The organism is Streptomyces sp. MUM 203J (assembly GCF_022414595.1).
Taxonomy (GTDB): domain Bacteria; phylum Actinomycetota; class Actinomycetes; order Streptomycetales; family Streptomycetaceae; genus Streptomyces.
The window spans coordinates 34,261-42,768 of sequence record NZ_JADWYO010000055.1; the positions used below are offsets into that span (position 1 = coordinate 34,261).

Annotated in this window: 5 protein-coding genes; all 5 read left to right on the forward strand. The window is 74.8% G+C overall.

Annotated features, from left to right (window positions below; all coding sequences use genetic code 11):
- Positions 1-1,630: 1,630 nt before the first annotated feature.
- The gene (locus I3F58_RS23165) at positions 1,631-3,187 is read left to right on the forward strand and encodes a D-alanyl-D-alanine carboxypeptidase family protein (protein ID WP_240110600.1); all 1,557 of its coding nucleotides are present in this window, start codon (positions 1,631-1,633) and stop codon (positions 3,185-3,187) included.
- Positions 3,188-3,294: 107 nt separating this feature from the next.
- Positions 3,295-4,884, forward strand: a complete 1,590-nt coding sequence (locus I3F58_RS23170) for an MFS transporter (RefSeq protein WP_240110601.1) — start codon at positions 3,295-3,297, stop codon at positions 4,882-4,884.
- A gap of 212 nt (positions 4,885-5,096) precedes the next feature.
- Positions 5,097-5,876: a hypothetical protein gene (locus I3F58_RS23175; protein ID WP_240110602.1), complete on the forward strand. Its 780-nt coding sequence runs from the start codon at positions 5,097-5,099 to the stop codon at positions 5,874-5,876.
- 106 nt (positions 5,877-5,982) lie between these two features.
- A complete protein-coding gene (locus I3F58_RS23180) occupies positions 5,983-6,924 on the forward strand; it encodes an NAD-dependent epimerase/dehydratase family protein (protein ID WP_240110603.1) in 942 nt (313 codons plus the stop codon).
- 65 nt (positions 6,925-6,989) lie between these two features.
- The coding region (locus I3F58_RS23185) for a polyketide synthase (protein WP_240110605.1) at positions 6,990-8,508 on the forward strand (1,519 nt) is incomplete at its 3' end.

Genomic DNA, 8,508 nt, shown 5'->3' on the forward strand with positions numbered 1-8,508 from the left:
CGCTTCGGGCGGGAACCAGTAGGTATGTCGTTCTCGTCTTGCACGGGTGGCCATGTGCCCACACAGGACACTGGTAGACGGTTCGGACAACGCGTTGGTTGGAGGCACGGTGGCGGGCGAGTCCCCCGACAAGTCGGAGCAGCGGAAGTCGTCGGGGGAGACGGCATCGGGTGGCCGTGACCCCCGGCTGACCGCGTTCGGCGGCGGAGCCCCGGACGGCGGTGCCCGTCGGGACACGGTCGACCAGCCGACGGCGGTCTTCCGCGCACCGCGCCCGGAAGAGGCCGATGAGCCTTCGGCCGGACCGGACGACCAGGAAGCGTCGGACAAGCAGGGCGAATCGAGCGAAGAGGGCGCGAAGGGCGAATCCGGAGCCGTTTCCCCCGCCGCCGGGAACCGCTCCGTGACGCCTCCCGCGCGTCGGCCCGCGCCCAACGTGTCGGCCGGGACGGCGCCCCCGTCGGGGCGGTCGGCCGACGCTGCGACGAGTGCCGCCGACGATGCTGCCTCGGGCCGGTCGGCGGGATCCGGGCGGGGCCCGTCCGCGGCCTCCCCGCGGAAGCCCGCGGCGGGCACGGCCGCGGCCGGCGCGGGGGCCGCGCCTGAACCCGTGTCCGGTTCCGTCCCCGGGTCCGCGCCCGCCACCGCGTCGGAGCCGTCGGCCGGCTCGCGGCAGGGGCCCGCCGACGACTCCGCGTCCGGCTCCGCGCCGGGTGCCGGGGCCGCGTCCGCAGCCCGCGGCGAGCGGGAGAACCAGCACAGGACCGGCTCCAGGCCGAAGTCCACGGCAGCGGCCGACGAAGAAGCCGGGTCCCCGTCGGACCCGTCGGACCCGCCTGCCGGGTCTGCGCCGAGGCCCGCGTCCGCGCCGGGTTCCGCGGCTGGGCGTGGCGCCGGGGCTGCGTCCGGCGTCGCCGGACCGGGGTCCGGCCGGGGGGACCGCTCCGTGTCCGGCTCTGCGGATGAGACCGCGCCCGACCCGTCGGGCGGGTCCGTGCGCGGGCCCGCAGCCGGTCCGGCGTCCGCGTCCCGTGCGGGATCCGGGGCCGACGGCGAGGCCGCGTCCTCGCCGGGCCGGCCGAGTGGTTCCGCGCAGGGCTCCGCTGACGCGTCCGCGTCCGCCTCCACCGCGAAGTCCGCTGCCGGTTCCGCACAGAAGCCCGAGCCCGGGTCCGGTGCCGGGGCGGTGCCCGCCTCCAGGCCCGGGTCTGCGTCCGGCTCCGGCGCCGGGACTGCCTCAGGGCGGTCCGTTCGGCCGGGCCCGGGGTCCGCCGGCGGTTCCGGGTCCGGACCCGGCCGGGCAGCCGCGTCCACGGGCGGGTCCGTGTCCGGAGCGGGGGCGTCGGACGGCCCCGCGCGCAGGTCCGGGGCCGCGTCCGCGGGCGGAACCGCGTCCGGGGGCGCGACCGGCGCCAGGCCCGCGTCCCCCTCCGACTCCCCGGCCGGTGCCGGAGCGGCGGCTTCCACGACGGCGGGATCCCGGGAGAAGCCCGAACCCGCGACGGGGGGCTCCGGTGCGTCCGGGACTGCGGGCAGGCGCGAGGCCGGGGGCGTCGATCAGCCCACCGCGGCATTCAGCGCGTTCCAGAAGCGTGCGTCGGACCAGGGCGGATCCGACCAGGCCACGGCCGTGTTCAGGGCCCCCACCCCGGAGGCCGAGGAAGCTCCGGCGGCCAGGCGCAAGGCCGCGCCCAAGTGGGCGGACGCCGACGCCGACGCCGACGCCGCGCCGGGACGCGACGCGGCCGGCACCGCGGACCGGGCCGACACGGGGCGGGCCGGTGAACGGCCGGGCAGCACGTTCGTGCCGCTGCGCGCCGGTGCCGGGCCGGAGGCAGACGCGCCTGCGCCCGCCGCGCTCACCGAGGCCGAACGGACCAAGCAGCAGCCGCTGCCCCCGCGGCCCCCGCTCGACATGCTGGCGGAGCTGACGAACACGCCGCCCCCGCCGCCGACCCTGCTGCGTACGACGGCCCGGCGGCTCAAGATCTGGACCCCGCTGGTCGTCCTGCTGCTGATCGTCTTTGCGACCGTGCAGATGCTGCGCCCGCTGCCCGAGCCGTCCCTGCGGCTCTCCGCGGGCTCCTCGTACACCTTCGAGGGCGGGAGGCTGGACATGCCCTGGCCCGGCGAGGGGCAGGGTGCCGTCGCGGTGGAGGGCGTCGGCACCATCGGCACCTACGGCCCGCAGAAGCCCGCGCCCACCGCGAGCGTCGCCAAGACCATGACCGCGTACGTCCTTCTCAAGGACCGGCCCATCAAGGACAAGGACGGCGGGCCCGTCATCGAGATCGACCAGCTCACCGAGGACCAGTCGCACAACGCGGACTGGTCGGTCGCGCCGGTCAAGAAGGGGCAGAAGTACACGCAGGGCGAGCTGATGCAGCTCCTGATGGTCGTGTCCGCGAACAACGTGGCCCACCTGCTGGCCCGTTGGGACGCCGGCACCGAGGAGGCGTTCCTCAGGAAGATGAACGCCGCCGCCGGGGAACTCGGCATGAAGGACACCGTCTACACCGACCCCAGCGGTTTCGAGAAGACCACCGTGTCCACCCCCACCGACCAGCTCAAGCTGGCCAGGGCGGTGATGGAGTTCGACGCGTTCCGCGAGATCGTCGACATGCCGAGCGTCGACCTGCCCCAGATCGGCAAGGAGCTTTACAACGGCAACAGCATCCTCCTCAAGGACGGTGTCGCCGGTATCAAGACCGGTACGTCGACCCCGGCGGGCGGCAACCTGCTGTGGGCGGCGTACACCCTGGTCGACGGCAAACGGCAGCGGATCCTGGGCGTCACGATGGGCGTGAAGAGCCCCGTGCACCTCTCGGAGAAGACCAAGCTGGCGATCGAGACGTACAGCTACAACATGATCAGGACCGCGCAGGACGGGGTCGACTCGCAGACGGCCGTCAGGAAGGGCGATGTCGTCGGGTACGTCGACGACGGGCTCGGCGGCCGGACGCCCGTCGTCGCCACCGAGGACCTGAAGCCGGTCGGCTGGGCCGGGCTGAACGTGGAGCTGACCCTCACCGAGGGTGGCAAGGACCTCCCGCGCAACGCCGTCGACGGCACGGTCGTCGGTGAACTCTCGGTCGGCAAGGGCGAAGGCCGGGTGAGCGTGCCCGTCGCACTCCAGGAGGATCTGTCGGAGCCGGGCATCGGCATCAGGCTCACCAGGCTCGGCTGACGGAAGTGGCCGCGGGGGAGGCGAACCACACAGCTGCGCACGCGTGGAGGGGGGTCTTCGGGAACCCCCTCCACAGGGCGGTGCTCACGGCCGCCGGTTCTGCGGCTGTGCTGCACCTGCTGTGGGTCGTGTGGATCGCCAACAGCGGCGGCGACCTGGCCGCGCAGGACGCCTGGGCGGAGTTCGCCGGGCGCCACCCGGACACCGCGTACAACCTGGCCTGGTACGGGGGCCTGCACCCCGTCTCGTACAGCGTGCTGTCCCCCTATGTGATGGCGGTGCTGGGCGTACGGACCACCATGGTGCTCGTCGGCTCGGTCTCGGCGGGGCTCGTCGTGCTGGTCCTGGCGCGGACGCGGGCCGTCCGGAACATCACCGCCTGCTCGCTCGCTGCTGTGTTCGCGCTGCTGTGCAACGCGCTGTCGGGGCGGGTGACGTTCGGCCTCGGCCTGGTGTTCGCGCTGGGCGCGGTGGCGGTGCTGGCCCGCCCCGGCGGCCTCGGAGCGGGGGCGTTCGTGTCGCTGGGGCTGCTGGCCGGTCTCGCGACCGCGGCGAGCCCGGTGGCGGGGCTGTTCCTGGGCTTCCTGGCGGCGGCGCTGTTCCTGCGGGGCCGGTTCCGTGAGTCGTTGACGCTCGGGCTGCCGCCGGTGGCCGTGGTGGCGCTGTCGGTGTGGCTGTTCCCGTTCTCCGGGGCGATGCCCATGGGGTTCGGGACGGTGGTGCTGCCTCTGCTGTGCGCGGTGGCGGCCGTGCTGCTCGTGCCGACGGGCTGGCGGACGCTCCGTACGGTCGCGGCCGTGTACGCGGTCGCGGTCGTCCTGGCATGGGCGGTGCACTCGCCCGTCGGCTCCAACGTCACCCGGCTGGCGATGCTGTTCGGGGGCGTGGTGCTGGCCGCGGCCCTGCCCTACGCGCGGGCGGAGGGCGGCCGGGCCGGGCGGCGGCGCCGGTACGCCCTGGTGGCGGCCCTGGTGGTGTTCCACGCGTGGCTGGGCTTCAAGAGCGTCGACGACGTGGTGCGCACGGCTCCGCAGGCGTCGTGGACACATGACGCGGCGCCTCTGATAGCGGAGCTGCGGAGCCGGGGCGCGGAGGAGGCGCGGGTCGAGGTGGTGCCCGCGCGCAGCCACCGCGAGGCGTCCGCGCTCGCGCCGTACGTGAACCTCGCGCGCGGCTGGAACCGGCAGGCCGATCTCGAACGCAACCCGCTCTTCTACGACGGGTCCCTGACGGCCGACAGCTACCGGGAGTGGCTGCACCGGTGGGCCGTGCGGTACGTCGTGCTCCCCACGGGCGGCACGCCGGACATGGGGGCCCAGGAGGAGAGCGCACTGGTGGCGGGCGGCCTGCCGTACCTGAAGGAGGAGTGGGCCGACGACAACTGGCGCCTGTTCGCCGTCCAGGAGGCCACGCCGCTGGCCGGGCCTCCGGCGCAGGTGGAGCACGCGGGGGCGGGCGGCCTGCTGCTGCGGGTCGACGAGCCGGGGCGGGTGCTGATAAGGGTGCCGTACTCGCCGTGGCTGTCGCTGCTGGACGAGGCGGACGAGCGACTGGCGGCGGGGGACGGCCGGGGCTGCCTGCGGCGGGCTCCGGTGACCGGGGACGGCGACGAGTGGACCGAACTGGACGCGCCCGAGGCGGGGCTGTACCGGCTGGGCGCGCCGTACTCGCTGCTGTCGCGGGGGACGCCGTGCTGAGGCGGTGGCGGGGGAGCCTCCGGAACGGGGTCCTGCGTGACGGAGCCATGGCGGAGGGTGCCGCCCCGGAGTGGGTCCCTTTCTGGTGGACTTCCGGCCGATCTGGCCGAAAAGCACATCCGAAGTGTTATCCACCCCGGTCCTGGCCGTGATCTGGGGTGCGTAGGTTTCCCCGGGACACGACCAGTCGCAGCAACAGGGGGATGACGAGCATGCGCGGAATGCGCGGGGTGCGCAGAACACGTGGGCTGGTGGCGGGGGGCCTGGCGACGGCGCTGCTCGGCCTGGCGGCCACGGCCTGCAACGGGACGGACTCGGGGGCGGCTCCGGAGCAGGTCGTGTCGGAGGCGGCGGCGCCGACCGCGTCGGTGAGCGCGACGGCGGCGCAGTCCCCGTCCTCCCCCGTGCCGAGCGCCTCCGGGGCGAGCGTCTCCGCGAGCCCGAGCCCCACGCCGACCGAGGCGGCGCCCCCGTCGGCAACCGCGAAGCCGACGCCGAAGCCGGTGCACGACAGCCCTAAGCCGACCCCGGCCGAGACCAGGACGGCCTCCCCGGCACCGACGAAGCCGCCGGTGCCGACACGCCTGTCGATGGCGGTCCGTACGGCCGGAGGCGGGCTCGATCTGGTGCGGGGCGGGGCGGCCCAGGAGTTCACCGTCACCCTGACGAACGGCAACACGCGCGCGTACACCCATCTGAAGCCGACCTTCCAGATCGAGTACCTGCAGGGCATCGTGCTCCAGCGATGGGACCCGGCGACGGGCACCTGGAAGAACGTGGATCTGAGGGTGGCCACCGACGCCTATCCCCCGGCCCTCCACCAGGGCGGCTCGGCGCTGGCGCTGAACGCCGCCCGCACCATCCGCTACCGGATGCGCGCACTGGCCGGGGGCGGAGCGGGGAGCGACTCGCTGATGATCTACCTGATCGACACGGCCGCCGACAAGCAGGTGGCCTACCACTACCTGCCGCACACCACGCGCCAGCCGTAGAGACGGCACAGCCGCGCCGGAGGTGGCTGAGAACGGCGGTTCCTCTCCCATCGCTTGATGCGCACCCGACACAGTGGCACCACACGCTCACGCTAGTGTGCGAAGCGTGAGCGTTCATGTCGTCATAGGTTTCGGGCCCGCAGGGGCGGCCACGGCCAGGCAGTCGGCCGCAGAGGGACATCAGGTACGGGTCATCACCCGGTCCGGCCGCAGAGCGGAGCCGGGTATCGAGCACATCGCGCTGGACGCGGCGGACAGCGCCCGGCTGACGGAGGCCGCGCGGGGCGCGACCGTGATCTACAGCTGTTTCGGACTGCCCTACCCGCGCTGGGCGAGTGACTGGCCCCCGCTGGCCGCCTCGGCCTGCGCGGCGGCCGAGGCGACCGGGGCCGTCCTGGTCATGCTCGGCAACCTCTACGGCTACGGCCCGGTGGACGGCCCTCTGACGGAGGACCTGCCGCTCGCCGCGACCGGCACCAAGGGGCGGCTGCGCGCCGCGGTGTGGGAGCAGGCGCGGGCGCTGCACGAGCAGGGCCGCATCAGGGCCGTGGAGGTGCGGGCCTCGGACTTCTTCGGGCCCGGGGTGACCGACGGCGGGCATCTCGCCTCGCGGGTCGTGCCGCGCGTGCTGGCCGGCAAGCCGGTCTCGGCGCTCGGGAACCCGGAGGCGCCGCACAGCTGGACGTATCTGCCCGATGTGGCGAGGACGCTGATCGAGGTCGCGGGCGAGGAGCGGGCCTGGGGCCGTGCCTGGCACGTGCCGACGGAACCCCCGCTCTCCACACGGGAGATGGTCGACCGCCTCGCCGCCGCCGCGGGCACGGGGCCGGTGCCGGTGCGCGGGCTGCCGTCGGCCGTGCTGGGCGCCGGGTCGCTGTTCTCGCCGCTGCTGCGCGAACTGAAGGAGGTCCGCTACCAGTTCGACCGCCCGTTCGTCGTCGACTCCAGCGCCTACGAGGCCGAGTTCGCGGTACGGGCGACCCCTGTCGAGCAGCAGGTCAAGGCCACGGTGGACTGGTGGCGTGAGCGGACGGCGACCCGCGGGTGACTCGGGTGGCGGAGATCCCGGGAGGCGGGGCCGGGGCGCGCCGCGGTGACATCGCGATCGTGGGGATGGCCTGCCGGTTCCCCGGGGCACGCGATGTGAACCAGTACTGGAGGCTGCTGACGGACCCCCGGCCGCAGTTCGCCGCCGTGCCGGACTCGCGGTGGCGCAGTGCCGGGTTCCTCAGCGACGACCTGCGCGACGCGACCGCGGCGTACACGGACACGATGGCGCTGCTGCCGGAGGTGGGCCACTTCGACGCGGCGCACTACGGCATTCCGCCGCGGCGGGCCCGGGCGATGGACCCGCAGCACCGGCTGCTGATCGACCTCGCGCGGGAGGCGATCCAGGACGCGGGCTGGGAGGCGGAGGGCTTCGACCGCGAGGAGACCTCGGTGATCACCTCCCTCACCGAGAGCGGCTATCGCGAGATCAGCACCCTGCCGATACGGATGCGCCAGCTGGCGGGCGGCGAGTTCGGCGCGCGGCCGTCCGACTCCCGGTGGCGGACAGCGGTGCGGGCGGTGGACCGGCTGCACGGCAGCTCCGTGGCCGGGCTGCTGCTCAACATGGGCCCGAGTGCGGTCAGTTCGGTGTTCGATCTGCACGGGGAGAGCTATGCGCTGGACGCGGCGTGTTCGGGCGGACTCATGGCCGTGGCCAACGCGGTGTCCGCGCTGCGCGCGGGCCGGTGCCGGATCGCCGTCGCCGGGGGCGCCCAACTGATCCTGACTCCCGACCTGCTGGTGGGGCTGTGCCGGGTCGGCGCCATCTCGCGGAGCGGACGGTGCCTGCCGTTCGGGGCGGAGGCCGACGGCTTCGTGCTGGGCGAGGGCGCAGGGATGCTGGTGCTGCGGCCCCTGTCCGACGCGCTGGCGGCGGGCGACCGGGTCTACGCCGTGGTACGAGGCGTGGGAACGGCCAATGACGGGACCGTCCAGGGGGGAATGCACCCCCAGGCGTCCGGTCAGCTCCGCGCGCTGCGCCGCGCATACCGGGACGCGGGCCTGCCCCCGGACGCGGTGGGACTCCTGGAGGCCCACGGCACGGGCACCACGGTCGGTGACCCGGTCGAGCTGGACGTCCTGCGGGAACTGCGCGGCGAGCACGCCGCCCCCGCCTTTCTGGGCGCGGTGAAGGCGGTGGTCGGCCACTCGCTGAACGCGGCGGGGCTGGCGGGCCTCATCAAGTCGGTCCTGGCCGTGCAGCGGGGGGTGGTCCCGCCGCAGCCGGAATTCGGCCTGTCGGCCCACCCCGCGCTCGACGCGGCGGGGCTGACCGTCCCGACCGCCGCGGTGCGCTGGCCGGAGACCGGGCAGCCTCGCCGGGCGGGGGTGAGCGCCTTCGGCTTCGGCGGCACGGGAGTCCACCTGGTGGTGGAGGAGGCCGTGACGGCGGTGGGCGGTTGGGGGGTGACCGGGCCGGTGGCGGCCGGCGCGGTGCCGTCGGGCGTCCCGGCGCCGAGGGCCGCCGCACCGGTCGCCCCGGCATCGGCGGCCACCTCGACGACCGCCCCGACACCGGCCGTACCGGCCGTCACCGGCCCGGCCGTCCCGGAGGCGTCCGCCACGCCGCCGGCTTCCCCTG

Excerpts from the sequence above, each read along its gene's own strand:
- I3F58_RS23175 (WP_240110602.1), top strand. The coding sequence starts at position 5,097 with ATGCGCGGAATGCGCGGGGTGCGCAGAACACGTGGGCTGGTGGCGGGG.